Below are 22,732 nucleotides of genomic sequence, written 5' to 3' on the forward strand. Positions count from 1 at the left end.
GTTACTCCTCAAACACAAACGTCAGTTCCGCATCGGGATCTATCGCTGTGATGATGCTGGTGTAGTAGAGCGTGGCCTGATCCTCGAGATCGTCTTTATAGGTCGCGATGTACTCTTCCTGGTTCTCAGGGCTCAGGATGCCGTTGATCATCTCGGTCTGACTGATCTCGCGAGAGAGCCACGCCAGCGTCCCGTTTTGCTCGATCGGCTCCTGGAAGAGGGGCTGGTCGTACCCGATGAATGTGAACTCCGGAATGGTGATGACGAACGGCACTCGCGTCGTGTCGATCGTCACCGCCTGGCCGTCGATGCCCAGCTTCGCCGTGAACTTGTACTCAAGCAGCGTTAATCGATCGCCAGCTGGGACATCGATGCCGAAGAACTTGCCATCGCTGCCCTCTCGCTTTATGCCCTGGATCCCCAGGCTGACGAGCGCAACTTCCTCAATCCGTTTGACGGACTGAACGATCTGCGTATCGGTGCTCTCGGAATTGGTACTGAAGAGCGCGGGAATCTTCGCGACCCCAGAAAGTGCGAGCACCACAACCAGGGCTGTCGCGCCAACCATCCCCACCGCCATCCAGCCCATGGCTGCGAACCACTTCTTCAACGTCGCAATCTCCCCAGCTCAATGCGTCAGTGCAGTCTTGTGAATCTATCCGGTGCCGGTGTCGATCACCGTCAGGCGCCGGCTTCGGATACTGCAACCTCGGCATCGCGGACCCGAAGCTTGCCCGACATGAGTTGCGGGAGCAACGCGTCGCGGGTAGCGGCGAGCGTTCGGCTCTCGGCAACTGCCGCGAGCATCGCGTCGCGGATACTGTCAAACCGCGAGGCCAACTGCTGAGCCGAGTCGGAAGTGGGCCAACGAATCTCGACGGACGCGAGGTCCTTCCAGCTGGTGCGAGGCATTCGGGTGCCCTCGCTCGCCGCGACTACTTCTTCGATCACCGCATCGCTCGACAAGGCGGCCAGCAGGACACTAGAGAGGCGCCGGTCTCGCGAGCGCACAACGAGGATGTCGGTCGAGCAGATTCCGCTTCGTGGTGCAGAGACCACCTTGTGGAAATAGGGACGCAACTTGCCGAACAGGATGTCACCGGCTCCGAATCGTGACTTGGTGCTGCTGACGTCGTCAGCCCGGCCTTCATCAGTAAGCCACATGTGACGTCGCCCCACGTGCTCGAGGCCGACATAGAGATCGTCGGGATTGACGCCCGACGGATCCACGCCTGACCTCGGTGAGTCAGCGATTTCGCCGACGCGAACAAGGTCGGCATGAAGTGCGACGTACTCAGCCCGAATCAACTCATCGGCAGCGGCGGCGAGGGCGGTGTTGGCGGCGATCTTGTCGTCGAGGGCGCCGAGCACCTCGGCGATCGCCTGCTGCTCAGCCCGCGGTGGGAGCTTGAGTCGATACGTTGATGAGAAGGCCGTGTACTGGAATCGCGCGACCCCCGTGTGCTGTACCTGAAACGTCTCCAGAACCCCGGAGTTGTAAAGATTCTGGAGCTGGCGCTGGACGAACCTCGCGTCAACGAGAAGCGGGTCGACACGAATGAACCGCGCAAAACTCGCACAAGACACGGGCCCCTCGAAGCTGTCGAGGATTTCCTGCGTGACGAGCAAGGTGCGACCAGTCGGCGACTTGGGTGACCCGCCAGCAGTCTCTATGAGGATGTCGTTCGCCTGCAGGGTGCGGCGTGCAGAGGTCCGGTTCGGGAGATATCGCCGCGGAACGGAGCCCACTCGCCTGAGTGCAACCTCCGCGAAGTCGGTACCGCGGATGATCGCGAACCTGCTGCTGTCAGGTTGTTCCTCTTCCTGCCCCCAGTCGCCGTCGCGCGACTCGAGTGTCAGATCAACGAGGGTCGCGTCATTCACGAGACCCGCCCCAGCTGCTCGCGCACGATCTCGGCAAGCCGCGCGGACTCAGTGAACTGCGCTTCGAGCTCCGCTTGCAGTCGGGCAAGCTTGTCTTCGATTGGCTCGCCGTCGTCCGCAGCCTCAGCCGCGCCCACGTACCGTCCCGGTGTCAGTGCGTAGTCCGCGGCCTTGATCTCGGCGAGCGTCGCCGAGTAGCAGAAGCCCGGAACGTCTGCGTATTCGTCGGGCGCAGCATCCGATTCGATCCCGCGCCACGCGTGGAAGGTGCCCGCGATCTTCGCGATGTCCTCATCCGAGAGCGCGCGCTCGGCGCGGTCGACCATGTGTCCGAGCCCGCGGGCGTCGATGAACAGCACCTCACCCGCTCGCGCCCCCTTGTCCTTCGCGAAGAACCAGACGCACACCGGGATGCCGGTCGAGCGAAACAGCTGGGTCGGCAGCGCGACCATGCACGACACCAGGTCGGCCTCGACGATCTCGGCGCGGATCTGACCTTCGCCGCCGGAGTTCGACGACATCGAGCCGTTGGCCATGACGACGCCGGCCTGCCCGCCGGGGGCGAGCTTGGAGAGGATGTGCTGGATCCACGCGAAGTTCGCGTTGCCGGCCGGGGGTACGCCGAAACGCCATCGCGGGTCGGACTCGTTGCGGGCCCAGTCCTTGATGTTGAAGGGCGGGTTCGCCATGACGAAGTCGGCCTGCAGGTCGGGGTGCAGGTCGCGGGCGAAGGTGTCGCCCCAGCGCGGCCCGAGGTTGCCCGAGAGCCCGTGGATCGCGAGGTTCATCTTCGCCATGCGCCAGGTGCGCTCGTTGAGCTCCTGCCCGTACACCGAGATGTCGCTGCCCTCGCCGTGGTGCGCGTCGATGAACTTCTCGGCCTGCACGAACATGCCACCCGACCCGCACGCCGGGTCGTACACGCGGCCATGCGTGGGCTGCAGCAGCTCGACGAGTACTCGTACGACGCCGGCGGGCGTATAGAACTCGCCGCCCCGCTTGCCTTCGGCAGCGGCGAACTTCTCGAGGAAGTACTCGTACACCTCACCGAGCAGGTCGCGGGCACGGCGTCCGTCCGATCCGCCCTGCCCCTGAGCCGCGAAGCGGGCGGAGTTGAAGAGGTCGACGAGCTCGCCCAGGCGGCGCTGGTCGACGTTGTCGCGGTTGAAGATGCGCGGGAGCGTGCCTGAAAGCTGCGGATTGGCCTGCATGACGGCATCCATCGCCTCATCGATCAGCGCGCCGATCGACCGGTCGATGCCGTCGACCGCCGCGCCCTTCGCGTTCTCGGCGAGGAACCCCCATCGTGCGTTGGTGGGAACCCAGAACACTCCGCGCCCGGTGTACTCATCGGTGTCGTCGATGAGGTCGGCGATCTGGCCATCGTCATAACCGTCGGCGGTGAGCTCGGAGCGGAGTCCGGCGCGACGCTCGTCGAAGGCATCCGACACGTACTTGAGGAAGACGAGCCCGAGGATGACGTCCTTGTACTGCGAGGCATCCATCGACCCGCGCAGCTTGTCGGCGGCCTTCCAGAGCGTGTCTTTCAACTCCTTCATGGTCGACGGCGCCTGCGGGGCGGTTTTCGGTGTGCGGGGCATGTGCGTCCTTACTGCGTGGATGCCGCATCCGCGGCGGTGGTCGTATCGATCAGAGTCACCTCTCCCGACGTCGCACCGGCGACGATCAGAGCGGCATAGTCGTCGAGGAGTGCGGCCCGAGCCTCGAGGTCGGCGCGGGCTGCGGTGATGCCGGCGAGGGCGTGGCGGAGCGGCGCGATGGCATGCGGGGCGACGCGGCGCAGTATCCATCGCTTCCAGGCACCCGGCCCTGCCACGGCGCCGGTGATGTCGGCGGCGATGATCTCGGGGACGAGCCCGCCCGGGTCGCCGACGGTGATGCGAAGGACGCGGGCAGGGTAGGCGACGACCTTCGAACCGTCGGTGTCGACCCAGGCCGCCGCGGTCGGGGCGGTGCGGAAGATCACGTCGCCCGGGCGGGTGAGCTGCGCGGTGGGATGCTGCGTGGCGAACGCGAGCTGATTCACGCGGGTGCTGCCGATCGACGCGGGACTCTCGAGGTCTGATGCTGTCACCACGACGAGCCCCTCCGCGCCGAGCAGGTCGGGGTCGAGGCGCGTGCCGGAGATCATGCGGACGTGTCCGTCGTGCATCAGGTGCGCAACCGTCGCGGACGCCGGCGTCGCGTGGGACGCGGGCGCCGTCACGATCGGCGCGATATCGGCCTGCACGGTACCGGCCGCAGCGTCGATGAGCGCGGGCAGGTCGGCTGCCTTCGGGTGGGTGCCCTGGCTAGTGATGCTCGACTCGACCAGCGCGCCGCCGCGCGCCAGCAGGGCAGCCGTTCGGGCGAAGATCGCGAACCGGAACGAGTGGGCGCGGACCTCGCGCGCGCTGCCCATGCTGGCGACGATGTCTGAGACAAGGTCTGCCCGCGTTGCCGGCGTGAGGGGGACGTCGGTCAGGTCGGCCACAACGGTGAAGCGGTCAGCGATCGCGACCTGCCCCATCGGTGCGCCGAGTACCCATAGAGCGAGAGCTTCGCGGGGAGCGGTGTCGACCAGTCCCGGAGTGAGGCGGGCGATGCCCCGCACTCGACCCGTGCGAAGCACGTCGGCGCGCAACCGTTCGTCTGAGGAAGAGAGAGCGTCGACCAACGCGCGAGCGGGTCCGATGATGACGGCTGCGTCGTCGTCGCTCAGTCCGAGCGACACGTCGTCGACGGCCCGCAGCATCGTGGCGATGTCATCGCTGCGCCCTGCGGGAACGCGCGCAACGGTGACTGATCGGGATGCCGCGCCGTCGGCGGCGTCGGCAAGCCACACGCCCTCGGCGCGCAAGCGCCGGCGCAGCTGCCGCGCGGCGGGCTCCGCGGGAATGGTCACGTGGGCCTCGTCGCCGAGGGCGATCGCGAGGGCCGATGACACCTCGGCGTCGTGAGGATCGAGGATGATCGCGGTCTCGAAATGAGCCAACGCGCGCGTCGCGTCACCGATGAGCGTGACCGCATCCGGTGAGAGCCGACCGGCGGACCCGGCCGACCCGCGAGACGCTGCGTGGCGTCGGCCGACGAGAGCAAGAGCAGCGGATGCCGAATAGGCGGCGTCGACGAGGCGGCCGACGTATCCCAGCCAGTGCGCGCCGCGATCGGCGTGCGACTCGACTTCGCTACGCAGTTGCGTGTCGTCGGGGTCTGCGTGTGCTGCAGTGTTTCGCAGGTCTTCGGCCGTGCACGAATCGAGGGCTCCTCGCTGCGCGTGAAGGGCGATGAGCGCCTCGAGCTCGCCGACCGCCTGAGGGTCGGAGAACGAGAAGCCTGCCGGAACGGCGGCGGCCGCGGCATCCATCTTCGCGTCGGGATTTTTCCCGTGCGCCGTCCGCGAGAGCCAATCGGCGACCTCGCTCGCGTCGAATGCGTCTGCACCGTTCACTCGTGCGATCGAGGCCGGGAACGGGTCGTCGGCTGCAGCGAATCGCTTGCGCCACATCGACGCGACCGGCCGGCTCACCTGCGCGAGCTCGGCCACACCGGCAAGCGTGACCAGCAGTGGCTCGCCGGTGGCGGCGCGCTGGTCGGGCAGGGCTCGGGTGGTCATGGTGTGAACGCTACCGAACTGCCGCACCTTGTGTGCCCCGTCCGTGATAACGGGGGTTATCACGCCACCGTCGCGGCCGGATCCGCTGACTTCTCTAGCTTCACTCTTGGCGGTGTTCGAACCGCCGGAGCGGACGGTCGACGTCTGGGGGCCCGACCGTCCGCTCTCCTTCACATCCCCCGAGGAGAAGCCATGCGCACCGTCACCGCACCGATCCTGGCGATCGCCGCGCTCACCATCCTTACGGGCTGCAGCGCCGCGCCGAGCACCGCTGACCCGTCGCGCCTGCCCGGCACCCCGCCTGTCGCAACGCCGACGCCCACGCCGTCGCCTACCGAGTCCGAGGCGGGCGCCGACTTCGGCGAGCGGGTCGTCAACGACCGCGGCAACCTCGTCAAGGAGGTCGGCCAGCTCGCCGGCACGGGCCGCTCCGACAACCAGGACCTGCTCACGTCCCAGTTCGCCGTCACCGACATCGTCGTCGATGTCGCCTGCACTGCGGAATTCGCCGATGTGCCCGCGAACGGCCATTTCATCGGCATCCATCTCAACGTTGAGACGACGCGTGAGCTGGCGCAGGACGAGATCGGCACCCTGTCGTTCTCGCAGTGGGGCTGGCAGGCCTTCGACGCCGACGGCAAGCGCGTCAACGACCCGCTCGGCAACGCGCGGTGGTGCATGGATGCCGGCGACCAGCTGCCCTCCGACATCGGCCCGGCGCAGAGCGTGTCGGGCTGGATCGTGCTGGACGTGCCCACCCCCACCGGCTCCGTCGCCTTGACCATGGGCGCCGCCAACGGCTGGGAGTGGTCGTACTGACCACGACTTCTCGCAATCGCAAGAACAACCAACACACAACAAGGAGACAATCGTGACCACCCCCACTCCGGCGCCGTACGCGGCACCGGCGCCGGCTCCATCAGCGCCGCAGGCCGACACCGGACAGCGCTCATTCCTGCTCACCTGGCTGTTCGCCCTGTTCCTCGGCATCTTCGGCGTCGACCGGTTCTACCTCGGCAAGGTCGGCACCGGCATCCTGAAGCTCCTCACGTTCGGCGGGCTGGGCGTCTGGGTGCTCGTCGACCTCGTGATCGTGCTCGCCGGCGCCGCCCGCGACAAGCAGGGGCGCCCGCTCGAGGGGTACGACAAGCTGCGCCTCGTCGCCTGGATCGTCACCGCTGCGATCATCGTGCTCAGCATCGTGATCGGCGCGGTAAACGGCGGCAACGCGGTCAACCGAGCAGTCGACGACACCGGATCGTCGTCGCCCGTCGAAGAGGTCGAACCGGGCGCGCCCGTCGAGGTCGAGCAGGCAGGGGAGCCTGCCGCACCCGCGGAGCCCGAGGCGACTGCCGCGACGTGGGCCAACGACCGGTGGGGCACGTTCGACGTCATGACGCAGACGGGCGCCGGCGACGGTCTCATCACCCTGCCTGAGGGCGCGACCGGCGGCATCGTCACCGCAACCCACAATGGATCGCGCAACTTCGCCCTCTCGGTACTCGACGCTGCCAATGCGTCTACCGGCGAACTCCTCGTGAACACCATCGGCGGATACACCGGGACCACCGCGTGGGGCATCAACGCGCTCGACGACGGCGTGCGCATCCAGGTCACCGCGGATGGCGACTGGACGATCACGATCGCGCCGATGGGGGCGGCGCCGGCGCTCGCGTCGAGCGGTGCAGGGGATGCGGTCTTCCTCTGTGACAGCGGTGCGGCAGCTCTCACTGCGACCCACGACGGTGCTCGCAACTTCGTCGTTCTCGAGGACACGGGCGAGGTGTTCAGCATGGGGCTGCTCGTGAACGAGTTCGGCGCGTACTCGGGGACCGTACCTCTGTCGGCTGGCCCGTCGGTCATCACGGTGAACGCCGACGGCGCGTGGACGCTCACCGTCGGTTAGGCGTTCAGCAGGGGTCGGGTCGTGGATGCGCGGCTCGGCCCCTCCCGGCACTCCCCAACTGAATACCCCTACCCACTCCCAATCGGTTCGAAGGATGGAAGCTCATGTCACTGCACAAATCACACACCTGCGGCAAGATCCGCTTCCGCGACCACCGCGAAGCCGTCACCGCGCTCCACAGCGTCGCGACGCTGCGCAAGAGGGCTGAGGAGGAGATGCTTCCGACGCGCAGGCGCGAGGTGCGCACCTACGAGTGCGACGCCTGCCACGGGTATCACCTCACGAGCATGGCGGCGTGACGACGCGGGATTCCACAGGATGGACGTCGCGCACCCCTTCGCGCCTCTCTCCGACATTCAGCCCCCCAGCGGTCGGGTGCGGCGCAGTGCTCGTCGTCGAACGGCTGCTAAGCGACGCGCGTCAGCGCGGAGTCTGCAAGGAGTGAGCGGCGAGAACGGAGACGCGAACGATCGCTACACTCTCTGCGTCGGACGGGGCGCCCTCCACCCCAGCGGCAGTTGACGACGTCTTCCGTCATCTATCCACATCTCTCATCGGCCGCGTTGACGCGGACGCACGAGTGTCCGACACTGGCCCTGAATCCAGCATGAGCGGAGGTCGAGAGATGGGCACCATCACCCCGTACGAAACGGCAAACGGCCGGCGCTACCGCGTGCGCTATCGCAAGCCTGATCGCACCGAAACGCAGAAGCGCGGCTTCACGACGATGCGCGAGGCGAAGCTCTACCTGTCCATGGTCACCGTGTCCAAGTCGAAGGGCGAGTACATCGATCCCGTGGCATCGCGGGTGCCGGTCCGGATGTTCGCCGACAGCTGGCTCCGGTCGAAGCAGCCGCCGATGTCGAAGCCTTCGTACTACATGACGCTCGAGCGGGCGTGGAAGAACCACGTCGCTCCAGTCTGGGCAGACAGGGAGATCTGGTCGATCCGGCGGTCTGAAGTTCAGGACTGGGTGTCAGAGCTCGCGACGCAGAAGTCGCGCACGGTCGTGCTTCGCGCGCTGGGAGTCCTCGCAGGCATCCTCGATGTCGCCATCGATGATCGTCGCCTTGCGAACAATCCGGCGCGACACATTCGCAATCTCCCTCGGAGCGGACCAGGCAAGCGCCGCGTCTATCTCTCGCACGACCAGGTGGCGACGTTGGCGGCATGCTCGGCGTATCCGACGATGGTCCTGACCTTGGCCTACACCGGCCTGCGCTGGGGGGAGGCGACGGGGCTGCGCGTGCGGAGTGTGAATCGACTGCGTCGACGCTTCGTGATCGAGGAGAACGCGGTGATGATCGCGTACGAGATCCACGTCGGCACGCCAAAGACGCACGAGAGGCGCTCGGTGCCTTACCCCGCGCGGCTCGCTCCGATGATCGAGCAGGCGTGCGCCGGCAAGGGACCGGAAGGGCTGCTGTTCGGCGACGGGATCAACCACATGCGCAACTCAGGCGCACAGGGATGGTTTGCGAACGCGGTCCGCCGTGCGCAGGCTGTGGACCCATCGATCCCGAGGCTGACGCCTCACGACCTCCGCCACACCGCCGCATCGCTCGCGATCAGCTCGGGCGCAAACGTGAAGGCTGTGCAGCGGATGCTCGGCCACGCGTCGGCCGCGATGACGCTGGACACCTACGCCGACCTCTTCGACGACGACCTGGATGCCGTCGCTTCGCGCCTCAACGACGCGATGCCGCTCGTGGCGTTGCCGTCAGGTCCGCAGACCCGCTACGCCCGACCGACGTAACGCCGGAGAGCAGACTGCTCAACCTCTCGACGAGGCTCAGGACGCCCGAAATGCGCGATTTCGTCGTTCTGAGGCGTCGAACGACGCTCCGTGAAGGGCGTCGAATGTGCCTCGTTTTCGGCTCACAGGTTTTTCAAATGCGGCCAAAAAGCGGCCAAAAACACAATCTGAGTGGTCTGACCTCAGAAGAAATTCCTGGTCAGAGGCAAGAAAAGACTGTGCCCCTGGAGGGACTCGAACCCCCAACCGTTTCCTTAGGACGGACCTGCTCTTCCATTGAGCTACAGAGGCTGGCCCCGAAAGTCTACCCTCGCCGCCGACGCCACCTCGGGACGAGTAACGTCGCACCGTGGCAATCGGGCGGGGCGCGGCATCCGTCATCATCGCTGTCGCGACCGCGCTGGCGCTCGCCGCGTGCACCGCGAACGCACCGACCGCGATCACCTTGCCCCCAGCCGGCGCAGCCCCCGACTACCAACTCGGCGGAGCCTACCCGCCGCCGCCCGGCGTCGAGATCGTCGTGCGCGACCGCACCGCGGCGCCCGTCGAAGATGCGTACTCCATCTGCTACGTCAACGCGTTCCAGACCCAGCCGGGCGAGCTCGCCGATTGGCTCGGCCAGCTCCTGCTGAAAGATGCCGACCAGAACCTCGTGTTCGATCCGGCGTGGCCCGACGAGGCGCTGCTGGACACGGCATCCGATCACAACCGCGAAGCGATCGCCGAGATCGTGCAGCCGTGGATCCAGGGATGCGCCGACGCGGGCTACGACGCCGTCGAGTTCGACAACCTCGACACCTACGCCCGCAGCGACGGCGCGCTGACCCTCGACGACAACCTCGAGCTCGCCGAAGACCTGGTCGAGATCGCCCACGACGCCGGCCTCGCCGCCGGACAGAAGAACGCCGCCGAAGACGCCGCCGCCCTCCGCAGCGAGGCCGGCTTCGACTTCGCCATCGCCGAGGAGTGCGCCGCGTTCGACGAGTGCGACGCCTACACCGACGTCTACGGCGACCGGGTGATCGCCATCGAGTACTCCGACGCCGACGACTTCCTCGCCGCGTGTGAAGACGAGCGGATGCCGCCCTCCGCGGTGCTGCGTGACCGCGACCTGGTCACACCCGACGACGCCGCCTACATATTCGACCTCTGCCCCTGAGGCTTACCCACCCGGGAACGGCAACGGCCCCAACGCCGAAGCGCCGGGGCCGCCGGAAAGCCGAGGGAGCTCAGCCCTGGAGGCCGATCGCGAAGCGCACCGAGCCGTCCTCTGCCAGTTCGGCATCGAGCACGCGGTCGTCGAGCGCCGTTGCGGCGGTCTCGTCGAGGAACACCCGTGCGCCGTCGGTGACGACCACGGTGTCGAGCGGCTGCGGGTCACCCGCGACGCTCAGTTCGAAGCCGGTGTCGTTGCCCGCATCGCGGATGCGCACGCCTCCGTCTTCGACCTGCGGAACCCGTGCGACGATCTGCTTGACGGCCTCAGCGGCGGTCTGGGTCATCGTGAGCATGATGTTCTTCCTTCCGTAGCGGACTGCGGACCGGCCACGATTCCGAGAATCCGGGTGGGGTGCAAGGTGAGGCGGGGGTTTGGAGGGGATTCACACGTTCGGGGTGCGGTTGCCCCCGGGTCGTTGAGCGAGCGGAGCGAGACGAAACACGGTTGCGGGTGAGGAGCGCTGGGAACGGGGGCGCGTTTCGTCTCGGTCGCTTCGCTCCCTCGCTCAACGACCCAGGGGCCGGAGTCAACGAAATGACAAGATCTGGGATTCTTGCCGCCGTGTCGGGGGAAATGCGAGGCTGAACGTCTGCGCCCTCTGACAGGGTGGAGGCCCGAGCACCGATCCAGAGGAACGCATGACCCGCATTGGCATCGTCGCCGAAGCGCCCGGAGAGAACCGGGTGGCCGCGACTCCGACCACCGTCCCCAAACTGATCGCGCTCGGCTACGACGTCGTCGTCGAGTCCTCAGCCGGAGCCGCATCGTCGTTCCCCGACGCCGCCTACACCGCGGCCGGAGCGACCGTCGTCGACGGCGCGACCGCGTGGGGGTCGCCGATCATCCTCAAGGTGAACGCGCCGAGCCCCGCCGAGATCGACCGCCTCGCCGACGGAGCCACGATCGTCGCCACGCTCAGCCCCGCGCTGCGGCCCGACCTCGTCGAGGCGCTGGCGACCCGACAGATCACGGCGATCGCGCTCGACGCGGTGCCGCGCATCTCACGCGCGCAGTCGATGGACGTGCTCAGCTCGATGGCCAACATCGCCGGCTACCGCGCGGTCGTCGAGGCGGCGCACGAGTTCGGCCGCTTCTTCACCGGCCAGGTCACGGCGGCGGGCAAGGTTCCGCCGGCGAAGGTGCTCGTCGCGGGCGCCGGCGTCGCGGGCCTGGCCGCGATCGGCGCGGCGTCGAGCCTCGGCGCCATCGTGCGGGCGACCGACCCCCGCCCCGAGGTCGCCGATCAGGTCGCCTCGATCGGCGGGGAGTACCTCGAGGTCGTCGTGCCCGACGAGGCCAAAGAGGTCTCGGCCGACGGCTATGCCAAGGCGACGAGCGAGGCGTACGACCGCCGGGCCGCCGAGATCTACTCCGAGCAGGCCGCCGACGTCGACATCATCATCACGACCGCGCTGATCCCGGGTCGCCCGGCGCCGCGCCTCATCACAGAAGCGGATGTCGCGACCATGCGCCCCGGCAGCGTCGTCGTCGACATGGCCGCGGCGCAGGGCGGCAACGTCGCCGGCTCGGTCGCGGGGGAGCGGGTCGTCACCGACAACGGCGTCGTCATCCTCGGCTACACCGACCTTCCGGGCCGCCTGCCGCAGCAGGCATCCCAGCTCTTCGCCACCAACCTGGCGAATCTGCTCAAGCTGCTCACGCCCGCCAAGGACGGGGAGCTCAGCCTCGACTTCGACGACGTCGTGCAGCGAACCGTCACAGTCGTGCAGGACGGCGCGGTCACGTGGCCTCCTCCGCCGGTGCAGGTCTCGGCCGCGCCCGCGAAGGCTGCGGTGGCCGCAGCACCGCCCGCGCCGAAGAAGACGATGTCGCGCGGAACCAAGACCGGCCTGGTCGTCTCCGGCATCGCGGCGCTCTTCGCGATCTGCGCGTTCGCGCCGCCACCCCTGCCACAGCACTTCCTCGTGCTGACGCTCGCCGTGGTCGTGGGCTTCTACGTCATCGGCCACGTCGCCCACGCGCTGCACACGCCGCTCATGAGCGTCACGAACGCGATCTCGGGCATCATCGTCGTCGGCGCCATGGTGCAGATCACCGTGCCCGACCTGACGGTGCAGATCCTCGCCGCGATCGCCGTGCTGGTCGCGAGCATCAACATCTTCGGCGGCTTCGCCGTCACGCGGCGCATGCTCGCGATGTTCCAGAAGGGTGAGACCCGATGAGCGCCGTCGCCGGCCAGGTGGCCGGAGCCGCCTACATCGTCGCCGCACTCCTCTTCATCCTCAGCCTCGCCGGGCTCAGCAAGCACGAGACCAGCCGCCGCGGCGTCACCTACGGCATCGTCGGAATGACGATCGCCCTGCTCGCGACGGTCTGGCTCGTCGCCGCCGACGCGTGGAGCGATCCGGCGGCGACGCTCGGCCTCGTCCTCCTGGTGGCGGCTGTTCTCATCGGCGGTGCGATCGGTCTGTGGCGCGCGCGCATCGTCGAAATGACCGGGATGCCGGAACTCATCGCCCTGCTGCACTCCTTCGTCGGTCTTGCCGCGGTCCTCGTCGGCTGGAACGGCGCGCTGTACGACACCGGCCTCGAAGGGACGCTCGCCGACATCCACCACGCGGAGGTCTTCATCGGCGTCTTCATCGGCGGCGTGACCTTCACCGGCTCGATCGTCGCGTTCCTCAAGCTGTCGGCCCGCATCTCGTCGAAGCCGCTGATGCTGCCGGGCAAGAACGTCCTCAACCTCGGGGCGCTCGTGCTCTTCGTGATCCTGACGGTCTGGTACGTCATCACGCCCGAGCTCTGGCTGCTTGTCGCGGTGACGGCGCTGGCACTCGCACTCGGCTGGCACCTCGTCGCGTCGATCGGCGGCGGCGACATGCCGGTGGTCGTCTCGATGCTCAACAGCTACTCGGGCTGGGCCGCCGCGGCCGCGGGCTTCCTGCTCAACAACGACCTCCTCATCGTGACCGGCGCGCTCGTCGGCTCGTCGGGTGCGTACCTGAGCTACATCATGTGCAAGGCGATGAACCGCTCGTTCCTGTCGGTCATCGCCGGCGGCTTCGGCATCGAGGCGCCGAGCTCGGGCGACGAGGAGTACGGCGAGCACCGCGAGATCGACGCCGAGAGCGCGGCCGATATGCTCGCCGGAGCGTCGTCCGTCGTCATCACCCCCGGCTACGGCATGGCCGTCGCGCAGGCGCAGCACGGCGTCGCCGACCTCGTGCACAAGCTGCGCGAACGGGGCGTCGACGTGCGGTTCGGCATCCATCCCGTCGCCGGCCGCCTGCCCGGGCACATGAACGTGCTGCTGGCCGAGGCCAAGGTGCCCTACGACATCGTCCTCGAGATGGACGAGATCAACGACGACCTCGCGCGCACCGACGTCGTGCTCGTCATCGGCGCGAACGACACAGTGAATCCCTCCGCCGCCGAAGACCCGGGCAGCCCGATCGCAGGAATGCCCGTGCTCCGCGTATGGGAAGCCGCGAACGTCATCGTCTTCAAGCGCTCGATGGCATCGGGATACGCGGGCGTGCAGAACCCGCTCTTCTATCGCGAGAACGCGCAGATGCTCTTCGGCGACGCGAAAGACAAGGTCGACGAGATCCTCGGGCAGCTCTCACGCGTGTGAAGGCCGCGAGGCGGCGTGCCTCAGTGCGCCGCCTCGTAGGCTTCGAGAACGGATGCCGGCACCCGGCCCCGCTCCGACACCTGATGGCCGTTCGCCTTGGCCCACTCGCGGATGGCGCCGTAGTCCTGCTGGCCGGTGCGCCGCCGCTTGCGGGCCGCACCACCGCCGTTGCCGCTGCCGCCGCGGGACGAGCCGACGCTGCGGCCGGCGGCGACGTAGGGGGCGAGGGCGTCGCGGAGCGCCGCGGCGTTCCCCTCGGTGAGGTCGATCTCGTAGGCGACGCCGTCGAGGGAGAAAAGGACGGTCTCACCCTCTCCGATTTCGAGGACGGAGCCGTCGAGGTCGTCGACGAGCTGATGCACAATTCTGCGAGCCATGAAAAGCACAGTACGCGCGATTGTCGCCGAATGGGCGCGGATATTCGGATGGTGTATAAGCCGGGTCTGTGAATTCAGGCAGAGGGTATTGCGTCGGGAGACGCGTTTCGTCTCGCTTCGCTCGCTCAACGACCTGGGGGTCGGGTCGGGGAGACGCGTTTCGTCTCGCTTCGCTCGCTCAACGACCTGTGGGCTCGGCTTTGCGGGTCGTTGAGCGAGGGAGCGGAGCGACCGAGACGAAACGCGCAGATCAGGGGAGGAGGCCGGCGCGACGCGCCTTGGCGACCGCGGCGTGGCGGGTCGAGGCATCCAATTTCGCCATCGCGGACTGCAGGTACGACTTGACCGTTCCCTCGCGCAGGGAAAGAGTCGCGGCGACCTCGGAATTCGTCGCGCCGAGCGCGGCACACGCGAGCACGTCGATTTCGCGTGGCGAAAGTCGCACGTCGAGTTCGAGCGCCGGCTCTTTATCAGACTGCGACAATGCCGCCAGGCGCTGCTCGAGACGCGACAGGCGTGCGCGCAGTTCGGGGTCGTCGACTCCGGCGGCGATGCTCCGAAGTTCGGCGTAGGTCTCGCGCAGCTCTTCACGGGCGGCCGTAGCGAGAGCGGATGCCTCACCCCGCGCCGGCGCGGGCATGACGCTCAGCCGGCGCTGGACCTCTTCGTGGATGCGCAGCTCGGACGACAGCTCGTCTGCCACGGCGATCGCGGGACGCGCGGCAACTTCGCCGACGGGTGAGGACGACCAGGATCCGCAGTAGATGACGCCGCGCGCCCGCGCGCCGACGAGCACCGGGACGGCGAAGAGCGTCGAGATGCCCTCGCCGAGCACGGCGCGGTCGTAGTCGTGCGTGATGCTGCGCGATGAGCGGTAGTCGAGTGCGAGACGCGGGCGCTTCTCAACGAGAGCACGGCCACCGAGCCCGCGGGATGCCTGAACCACGAGACCCTCGAGGCTGCGCGTGCGGGCGCCGACGATGGAGGTGACGTGGATCGCGTCGCCCCGCTCGAGGCCGCCGAAGGCGACGGGGAAGTGTGTGCGACGCACGAGATCGGTCACCGCGCGGGCGAGCAGCTGGGTGTCGCCGTCCGTGCGGTTCGACTGATCGATGCCTGGTGCGCTCACGCGCTACCTACTTCCGGGGGTGACGGCGTCCTCGCCGCTTTGCGTAGCGTCGACCCTACCACTCGGGTAAGCGCTCGTCCCGCCTCCCGAGATACCCCCACCCGGCGCGACGACGCGCCCGTACATGAGGCAAGGAGGCCACATGTCCGATCCCCGGACAGACACCGCCCCACCCGGCGGAATCGACTACATCGAGGTCGAGGAGTCGCCACGGTTCACCGAGCTCAAGCGCCGGCAGCGCGGGTTCGTGTTCCCGATGGCGATCGCGTTCCTCGTCTGGTATTTCGCCTACGTGCTCCTTTCGTCGTTCGCGCCGGAGTTCATGGCGCAGCGGGTGTGGGGTGACATCACGGTCGGGCTGATCTTCGGCCTCGGGCAGTTCGTCACGACCTTCGCGATCACGATGACCTACGTCTGGTACGCCAACCGCAAGCTCGACCCCATCGCCGAAGAGATCCGTGACGAGCTCGAGGCCCGGCAGGAGGCATCCGTATGAACGAGATCTTCGCGACGATCTCGGCCGCCGTCGACACGGTCGAGAACAACCCCATCCTGAACATCTCGATCTTCGGGGCGTTCGTGGCGGTGACGCTGTTCATCGTCATCCGCGCCAGCCGCAACAACAAGACCGCGGCCGACTACTACGCCGCTGGGCGCTCGTTCACCGGACCGCAGAACGGCTTCGCCATCTCGGGTGACTACCTGTCTGCGGCGTCGTTCCTCGGCATCTGCGGCGCGATCGCGATCAACGGCTACGACGGGTTCCTCTACTCGATCGGCTTCCTCGTCGCGTGGCTCGTGGCGCTGCTGCTCGTGGCCGAGCTCATGCGCAACACCGGCAAGTTCACGATGGCCGACGTGCTGTCGTTCCGTCTGAAGGAGCGGCCTGTGCGCATGGCTGCGGCCATCACGACCCTCGCGGTGTGCTTCTTCTATCTGCTGGCGCAGATGGCGGGCGCGGGCGGGCTGGTCTCGCTGCTGCTCGGCATCACCGAGACGCTCGGACAGTCGATCGTCGTCGCCGTGGTCGGCGTGCTGATGATCGTGTACGTGCTGATCGGCGGCATGAAGGGCACCACGTGGGTGCAGATCGTCAAGGCGTTCCTGCTCATCGGCGGCGCGCTGGTCATGACGATCTGGGTGCTGGCGATCAACGGGTTCAGCCTCAACACGCTGCTCGAGAGCGCTGTGGCGGCGTCGCCGCAGGGTGAGGGGATCCTCGGGCCGGGCCTGCAGTACGGCGCGAATCCGTGGGACTTCATCTCACTTGCCATCGCGCTCGTGCTCGGCACGGCGGGTCTGCCGCACGTGCTGATGCGCTTCTACACGGTGCCGACCGCCAAGGAAGCGCGTCGGTCGGTCGTGTGGGCGATCTGGCTGATCGGCCTCTTCTACCTGCTGACGCTCGTGCTCGGCTACGGCGCCGGCGCCCTCGTCGGTCCGGAAGCGATCGCGGCGGCACCCGGCGGTGTCAACTCGGCTGCACCGCTGCTCGCGCTGCACCTCGGCGGTCCGATCCTGCTCGGGTTCATCTCGGCGGTCGCGTTCGCGACGATCCTCGCGGTCGTCGCCGGGCTCACGATCACCGCGGCGGCCTCGTTCGCGCACGACATCTACGCGAATGTCGTGAAGAAGGGCAACGTGCCGGCCGACGGTGAGGTCAAGGTCGCCCGTCGCACGGTCGTCGTGATCGGCATCCTGGCGATCATCGGCGGCATCGGCGTGCAGGGTCAGAACGTGGCGTTCCTCGTCGCGCTCGCCTTCGCCGTGGCGGCGTCGGCGAACCTGCCGACCATCCTGTACTCGCTGTTCTGGCGCAAGTTCACCACGCGTGGGGCGGTGTGGAGTATGTACGGCGGTCTGGCCGCCGCGATCATCCTCATCTTCCTGTCGCCGGTGTTCTGGGGCACGGAGACGAGCGTCTTCAAGGTGGGCACGGCGATCTGGCCGCTCAACAACCCGGGCATCGTCTCGATCCCGCTCGGGTTCTTCCTGGGCTGGCTCGGATCGGTCACCTCGTCGAGGGCGGAGGACCGGCGGAAGGCAGCCGAGATGGAAGTGCGGTCGCTCACCGGCTTCGGTGCTGAGAAGGCTACGCACCACTAACCCCGATTCACCGCGGTGAATCGCACGGCCCGGGCGGAGGCGCCCGGGCCGTGCTGTGCGGACGACGGGGAGTGTCCGCGGGTGGGCGACTGCGCGGGCGGCCTACACGCCCGCGGGGGTCGCCTACGTGGTGGGGGTGGGGGTGGGGGTGCGTGGTTGGGTTGGGGCGTTTCGTCTCGCTTCGCTCGCTCAACGAACCGAGGAGCGTCAACGAACCGGGACGGCCGGGCGCTCTAGCTCGATCAAGTACTTCTTCACGTCGGGACGACCGCCGTACTCGCCGAGCGAGCCGTCGGCGCGCACGACGCGGTGCACGGGGACGACGATCGAGAACGGCGTCGTCGCGCACGCGGTGCCGACCGCGCGCGCAGCGCGGGGACTGCCGGCCGCGATCGCGACCTCGCCGTACCCGGCCGTCTCGCCATAAGGGATGTCACGCACGGCCTCGAGCGCGTCGCGGGTGAACCCGCGCACGAGGCGCCAGTCGAGCTCCAGGTCGAACTCGCGCCGGTCGCCGTCGAAGTACTCGTCGAGCTGCGTGATCGCTGCGTCGAAGAGAGCGGCCGACGGACCATCGGGGGAGTCGTCGGGCATCGGCACGGCCCGCAGCGCAAGGGAGACCCGTTCGATCTCGGCACCGAGGGGGCCGTCGAACGGGTGAAGGGTCACGATGCCCTCGGCCGTCGTGACGATCAGGATGTCGCCCACGGGGGAGGGATGGACGCGGAAGCGAGGCGGGTCGTGGGGGGTCATGGGACCATCCTGGCCCCGCCCCATCGAACCCGCGATCGACGGAAACCAGGCGTGTACAACCCCGCCCGGATTCCGGGTGGGGAGGAACGGCTGGTCACCCGGCGTGTCCAATACCGCGAAACTCGGCTCCGCTGCAAGAGGCATCCGGAAGCGACGCTTAGTGTGGCTCGTGTGTGGCGAGCAGAAGGCAGCGTCGTGGCCGGCGCAGAAGACGCCGTGTCCGGCAGCGTCGTGACGCCGGGCGATCTCGGCCTCGCCGAGCCCGACGTCGTGGTGGCGCACATCGCCGATCCCGAGCGCGAGCGCCTGCGGGTGCAGTCGGCCGACCTCGGCGGGCGCTCCACGCTCCTGCACTTCACCGACACGGGCGACTCGTCCATCGAGATCACCAAGGCGCATCCGGGCAGCCTGCCGCAGTTCATCACGGGCCGCTCCACGCTTCTCTCCAACCTCTTCCGCGACGAGGTCGCCCGGCGCAACGCGCGCCTGGCCGCCGAGCGGATCACCGCGAAGAACACGGAGCTGCGCACCACGCGCGGGCTCGAGCCGGTGCATCTTGCGGTGGGCCTCGCGAACTGGCGCATCGGCAGCCTGGAGTGCTCCGCTCCGGTGCTGCTGCGACCGCTCGCCATCCGTCGCCACCACTCCGACTTCGAGCTCAAGCTGCACGGCTCGTTCATCGTCAACCCCGAGCTCGTCCGGGCGATGCTCACGCACTTCGGCATCGAGCTCGACGGCGCCGGTCTCGCCGCCCTCGCGTACGAGGGCGGCGTCTTCAAGCCGCAGCCGGTGATCGACCACCTGCGCGCGCTCACGTCGTGGATCGAGTCCTACGTCGTCAAGCCCCGCCTACTCGTGTCGAGCTTCGCCGATGTCGGCGATGCGATGGCACGGGATGCGGCAGACCTCGACCACCCGGTTCTCAATGCGCTCGCCGGCCATCCTTCCGATCGCGAGGCGCTCACGCTGCGCCGCGACGCGGTCGCCCCGACGAGCCCCGACGAGCGACCGCCCGCGGCCGACACCCTGCTGCTCGACGCCGACTCCGAGCAGGAGCGCGTCCTCGCGCGCATCACCGCGGGCCAGTCCCTCGCCGTGCACACGCTGCCCGGCACCGGCGGCACGCAGACCGTCATCAACGCGGTCGGCGCCCTCGTGCGCGACGGCAAGCGTGTGCTCGTCGTGAGCGCCCGCAGCTCGACCCTCGACGGCATCCGCCACCGCCTCGCCGGCATCGGCCTGCCCGGCCTCGCCGTGTCGCCGCGCAAACTTCAGCGCGACCTCATCCGCGCCATCGGCCGCAACGAGAAGGCCGAGCCGCCGAAGATCGCCGACATCGACGACGCCCTCGTGCGGCTTCGTGGCGTGCTGCGCGACTACCGCGGAGCCGTGACGGCGCAGCATCCGTCGCTCTCCGTCTCGGTGCTCGACATCCTGCGCGCTCTCGCGACCCTCGCGGCCCACAACCCCGCCCCCTCGACGGCGGCGCGCTTCGACGCCACGACGCTCGAGCGGCTGGCCGACGGCCGCGCCGACGCGGCCGAGAAGCTCGCCGCCGCCGCGCGGCTGGGGGAGTTCCGCTTCGGACCCGACGACTCGCCGTGGTACGGCGTCTCGTTCGCCAAGCCCGAGCAGGCCCGCGCCGCCCACGCGCTCGCCGGCAAGCTGCACCGCAGCGACGTGCCGAGCCTGCTCGAGCGCGGCTACGAGATGATCGCGCAGACGCGGATGCGTCCGTTCCAGACGATCGCCGAGCTGGGCGCGTACCTGCGGCTTCTCCAGGGCATCCGCGACTCGCTCGACCGCTTCAGCCTCACCGTCTTCGAGCGCCCGCTGGGCGAGCTCATCCAGGCCCACGCGGCCCGCCGCGACGCGCCGAACATGAGCGGACCCAACCGCCGCCGCCTGCGCCGTCTCTCGCGCGAGTACGTGCGCCCGGGCGTGCACGTGCCCGACATGTACGAGGCACTGGTGCGGATTCAGCAGCAGCGCACCGAGTGGCAGCGGTTCGTCGACTCCGGCGTGACCCCCGAGGTGCCGCTCGGCCTGGCCGACGTCCACGTCGCGTGGGCGCGGGTCGACGCCGAGCTCGCCGAGCTCGACGGCGTCCTCGGACGCAGCGGGGCCGACCGGCTCGCCACGCTTCCGGTCAAGCACCTCGTGCGCACGCTCGCCGGCCTCGCCGCAGACTCCGACGTGTTCGACAACCTCAAGGAGCGCGCGACCCTGCGCACCGAGCTCGCCGGCCTCGGCCTCGAGCCGCTGCTCACCGAGCTGTCGGTGCGCCACGTCCCCGAGGCGCAGGTCGCCGACGAGCTCGAGTACGCCTGGTGGCAGTCCGCGCTCGAGCTGCTGCTGCGCACCGACCGTGCCGTGCTCGGTGCGAACACCGCCGTGGTCGACCGCTTGGAGCGCGACTTCCGGCTCGTCGACGAGGCGCATGCCGCGGCATCCGGTCCTCTTCTCGCCTCTCAGCTGGCCACGCAGTGGCGCATCGGCATCGTCGATCACCCGGCCGAGGCGAGTGAGCTCAAGCGGGCGCTCAAGAACGGCGGCGTCACCGCGGCCGACCTCGTGCACGCGGCCCCGAACCTGTCGCGCGTGCTGGCGCCGGTGTGGCTGTCGTCGCCGTACGACGTGCCCGCCATTCCGGCGTCTCCCGAGTTCGACGTGGTGATCGTCGCGGATGCCGCGGCCCTGTGCCTCGCCGAGGCGGCACCCGCTCTTCGGCGCGGCCGGCAGATCGTCGTGTTCGGCGATCCGGTCACGCAGAAGCCCACGCCGTTCCGCGTCGCTGCCGGCACGCCCGACGAGAACGAGCAGGAGTCCGAGGAGCCGTTCGACCAGACGAGCGTGTTCGAGCGCCTCGCCGAACTGCTGCCCGTCGAGACCCTGACCCGCAGCTACCGCGCCGGGGGAGAAGACCTCGCCGAGCTCGTGAACGACGCCTTCTACGGCGGCGAACTGGTGTCGCTGCCGTGGGCGGGTTCATACCTCGGCCGCGGAAGCCTCGGCGTCGACTACGTCGAGGGCGGCACGGGTGCACCGGATCCGATCACCGGTGCCGTCGAGAGCCCCGACGCCGAGGTCAACCGCGTCGTGACGCTCGTCGTCGAGCACGCCGTGAACCGCGGGAGCGAGTCGCTCATGGTCGTCACGGCCAGCAGCCGGCACGCCGAGCGCATCAGGGCGGCAGTGGAGAAGGCCTTCTCCGGACGCTCCGACGTCGCCGACTTCGTCTCGCGCGACACCGCCGAGCCGTTCGCGGTGCTGACGCTCGAGGAGTCCGTCGCCGAGAGCCGTGACCGCGTGATCTTCTCGCTCGGCTTCGGCCTGACCAAGCACGGCCGCGTGCTGAGCGACTTCGGCGACCTGTCGACGCCTGACGGCGAGCGACTGCTGACCGTCGGGATGACGCGTGCCCGCCGCTCGATGGTGATCGTGTCGTCGATCCGCCCGTCGGCCTTCGACGACGGCCGGCTCGAGCACGGCGCCGCGACGCTCATGTCGATCCTCGGCGGGATCGCCGCGAAGGCGCGCGAGGCCCGGCTCGAAGACCTCGCCGACCCGCTGACCCTCGCGCTCGCGCGCGAGCTGCGTCGCCTCGGCCTCTCGGTCGACGTGCACTACCGCGGACTGCTGCCGCTCGTCGCGCAGTACGACGGCAAGGCGGTCGTGGTCGAGAGCGACCCCGAGACGATCGGCGAGTCGCTACGCGAGTCGCTGCGGCTGCGCCCGCAGATCCTGCGCCGCCTCGGCTGGCACTACGTGCGCGTGCACTCGTTCGACCTGTACAGCGACCCCGCGGGCGTCGCCCAGCGGATCGCTGCGATGCTCGGCGTGCCGCCCGAGGCCCCGCGCGTCGAGACCGACACGCAGCCGATCGATGTCAGCGACTGACCGTCAGCGCATCGAGCGGGTCCCCGGTTCGCGTCGCGTCAAGCTGACGCCCGCGCCCGGAACGAGCGCCGAGCCGGTCCCGGGTGATGAGGAAGCGGATGCCGTGGCCCCGGCTGCCGGCGAGGGTTCGGGGCCGAACGACGAGCGGCTGAAGAGGGATGTTCCGCCGCACTACTGACGTGCCGCCCCCGCTGGTCGAGTAGGCGCGCCAGCGCCGTGCCCGCTGGTCGAGTAGGCGCGCCAGCGCCGTATCGAGACCCCCGCGCAACGGCGAGTTTCGGGTCGTTGAGCGAGGGAGCGAAGCGACCGAGACGAAACGGGTTCCCGCATGAGGGGCGTTTCGTCTCGCTTCGCTCGCTCAACGACCCGGGGTCGGCCCCCGCGCCGGCGAGTTTCGGGTCGTTGAGCGAGGGAGCGAAGCGACCGAGACGAAACGTTCTGCGCGGCGAGGGGCGTTTCGTCTCGCTTCGCTCGCTCAACGACCCGGGGTC

The 22,732-nt window shown here is 68.6% G+C and carries 19 protein-coding genes and 1 tRNA gene; 11 read left to right on the plus strand and 9 right to left on the minus strand.

All coding sequences use genetic code 11. From position 1 onward, the window contains the following. Position 1 precedes the first annotated feature (1 nt). The 4 genes from JX005_RS05680 to JX005_RS05695 all read right to left on the minus strand — a co-directional run bounded on the left by JX005_RS05680 (position 2) and on the right by JX005_RS05695 (position 5,500). Complete coding sequence (locus JX005_RS05680; RefSeq protein WP_214466441.1) at positions 2–610, minus strand: hypothetical protein; 609 nt, start codon at positions 608–610, stop codon at positions 2–4. Positions 611–681: 71 nt separating this feature from the next. After that, positions 682–1,884, minus strand: a complete 1,203-nt coding sequence (locus JX005_RS05685) for a restriction endonuclease subunit S (RefSeq protein ID WP_214466442.1) — start codon at positions 1,882–1,884, stop codon at positions 682–684. Continuing rightward, on the minus strand, positions 1,881–3,485 hold the full coding sequence (locus tag JX005_RS05690) for a class I SAM-dependent DNA methyltransferase (protein WP_214466443.1): 1,605 nt from the start codon (positions 3,483–3,485) through the stop codon (positions 1,881–1,883). Before JX005_RS05690 ends, JX005_RS05685 begins: the two co-directional genes overlap by 4 nt. An 8-nt stretch (positions 3,486–3,493) precedes the next feature. After that, the gene (locus JX005_RS05695) at positions 3,494–5,500 is read right to left on the minus strand and encodes a hypothetical protein (RefSeq protein ID WP_214466444.1); all 2,007 of its coding nucleotides are present in this window, start codon (positions 5,498–5,500) and stop codon (positions 3,494–3,496) included. 192 nt (positions 5,501–5,692) lie between these two features. On the opposite strand from JX005_RS05695, the gene JX005_RS05700 reads away from it, so the two are divergent. The 4 genes from JX005_RS05700 to JX005_RS05715 all read left to right on the plus strand — a co-directional run bounded on the left by JX005_RS05700 (position 5,693) and on the right by JX005_RS05715 (position 9,162). Continuing rightward, on the plus strand, positions 5,693–6,319 hold the full coding sequence (locus JX005_RS05700; RefSeq protein WP_214466445.1) for a DUF4352 domain-containing protein: 627 nt from the start codon (positions 5,693–5,695) through the stop codon (positions 6,317–6,319). A gap of 52 nt (positions 6,320–6,371) precedes the next feature. Further along, on the plus strand, positions 6,372–7,406 hold the full coding sequence (locus JX005_RS05705) for a TM2 domain-containing protein (RefSeq protein WP_214466446.1): 1,035 nt from the start codon (positions 6,372–6,374) through the stop codon (positions 7,404–7,406). Positions 7,407–7,510: 104 nt separating this feature from the next. Then, complete coding sequence (locus tag JX005_RS05710) at positions 7,511–7,705, plus strand: hypothetical protein (protein ID WP_214466447.1); 195 nt, start codon at positions 7,511–7,513, stop codon at positions 7,703–7,705. Between the two features lie 326 nt (positions 7,706–8,031). After that, positions 8,032–9,162 carry a site-specific integrase gene (locus JX005_RS05715; protein ID WP_214466448.1) on the plus strand — a complete coding sequence of 377 codons (1,131 nt, stop codon included), beginning with the start codon at positions 8,032–8,034 and terminating at the stop codon, positions 9,160–9,162. 219 nt (positions 9,163–9,381) lie between these two features. Here JX005_RS05715 and JX005_RS05720 read toward each other — a convergent pair. Continuing rightward, positions 9,382–9,453: transfer RNA gene (locus tag JX005_RS05720), tRNA-Arg, on the minus strand. A 58-nt stretch (positions 9,454–9,511) separates the two neighbouring features. Between JX005_RS05720 and JX005_RS05725 the strand changes: the two genes are divergently transcribed. After that, positions 9,512–10,321 (plus strand): endo alpha-1,4 polygalactosaminidase, encoded by an 810-nt coding sequence (locus JX005_RS05725; protein WP_307858505.1) that lies wholly within the window; start codon positions 9,512–9,514, stop codon positions 10,319–10,321. A 70-nt stretch (positions 10,322–10,391) separates the two neighbouring features. Here JX005_RS05725 and JX005_RS05730 read toward each other — a convergent pair whose 3' ends face one another. After that, positions 10,392–10,673: a Fe-S cluster assembly protein HesB gene (locus JX005_RS05730; RefSeq protein WP_214466449.1), complete on the minus strand. Its 282-nt coding sequence runs from the start codon at positions 10,671–10,673 to the stop codon at positions 10,392–10,394. A gap of 346 nt (positions 10,674–11,019) precedes the next feature. On the opposite strand from JX005_RS05730, the gene JX005_RS05735 reads away from it, so the two are divergent. Then, the gene (locus JX005_RS05735; protein ID WP_214466450.1) at positions 11,020–12,564 is read left to right on the plus strand and encodes a Re/Si-specific NAD(P)(+) transhydrogenase subunit alpha; all 1,545 of its coding nucleotides are present in this window, start codon (positions 11,020–11,022) and stop codon (positions 12,562–12,564) included. Further along, positions 12,561–13,976 (plus strand): Re/Si-specific NAD(P)(+) transhydrogenase subunit beta, encoded by a 1,416-nt coding sequence (gene pntB / locus JX005_RS05740; RefSeq protein WP_214466451.1) that lies wholly within the window; start codon positions 12,561–12,563, stop codon positions 13,974–13,976. Before JX005_RS05735 ends, pntB begins: the two co-directional genes overlap by 4 nt. 20 nt (positions 13,977–13,996) lie before the next feature. Here the strand turns inward: pntB and JX005_RS05745 are convergent, their stop codons facing one another. Together JX005_RS05745 and JX005_RS05750 are read right to left on the minus strand one after the other, a co-directional pair. Next, positions 13,997–14,353: a histone-like nucleoid-structuring protein Lsr2 gene (locus tag JX005_RS05745; RefSeq protein ID WP_214466452.1), complete on the minus strand. Its 357-nt coding sequence runs from the start codon at positions 14,351–14,353 to the stop codon at positions 13,997–13,999. Between the two features lie 250 nt (positions 14,354–14,603). Beyond that, complete coding sequence (locus JX005_RS05750; protein WP_307858506.1) at positions 14,604–15,482, minus strand: helix-turn-helix transcriptional regulator; 879 nt, start codon at positions 15,480–15,482, stop codon at positions 14,604–14,606. Positions 15,483–15,624: 142 nt separating this feature from the next. On the opposite strand from JX005_RS05750, the gene JX005_RS05755 reads away from it, so the two are divergent. Beyond that, positions 15,625–15,978 carry a DUF485 domain-containing protein gene (locus tag JX005_RS05755; RefSeq protein WP_214466453.1) on the plus strand — a complete coding sequence of 118 codons (354 nt, stop codon included), beginning with the start codon at positions 15,625–15,627 and terminating at the stop codon, positions 15,976–15,978. After that, positions 15,975–17,588 carry a monocarboxylic acid transporter gene (locus tag JX005_RS05760; protein ID WP_214466454.1) on the plus strand — a complete coding sequence of 538 codons (1,614 nt, stop codon included), beginning with the start codon at positions 15,975–15,977 and terminating at the stop codon, positions 17,586–17,588. Before JX005_RS05755 ends, JX005_RS05760 begins: the two co-directional genes overlap by 4 nt. A gap of 207 nt (positions 17,589–17,795) precedes the next feature. Here JX005_RS05760 and JX005_RS05765 read toward each other — a convergent pair whose 3' ends face one another. Next, positions 17,796–18,341 (minus strand): methylated-DNA--[protein]-cysteine S-methyltransferase, encoded by a 546-nt coding sequence (locus tag JX005_RS05765; protein WP_214466455.1) that lies wholly within the window; start codon positions 18,339–18,341, stop codon positions 17,796–17,798. A gap of 195 nt (positions 18,342–18,536) precedes the next feature. On the opposite strand from JX005_RS05765, the gene JX005_RS05770 reads away from it, so the two are divergent. Beyond that, on the plus strand, positions 18,537–22,241 hold the full coding sequence (locus JX005_RS05770; RefSeq protein ID WP_214466456.1) for an AAA family ATPase: 3,705 nt from the start codon (positions 18,537–18,539) through the stop codon (positions 22,239–22,241). Further along, positions 22,228–22,419 (plus strand): hypothetical protein, encoded by a 192-nt coding sequence (locus JX005_RS05775; protein WP_214466457.1) that lies wholly within the window; start codon positions 22,228–22,230, stop codon positions 22,417–22,419. The genes JX005_RS05770 and JX005_RS05775 overlap by 14 nt, the downstream gene beginning before the upstream one ends. The last annotated feature ends 313 nt before the right edge of the window (positions 22,420–22,732 follow it).

This window comes from Microbacterium flavescens (genome assembly GCF_018588945.1).
In the GTDB taxonomy this organism is placed as follows: Bacteria; Actinomycetota; Actinomycetes; order Actinomycetales; family Microbacteriaceae; genus Microbacterium; species Microbacterium flavescens.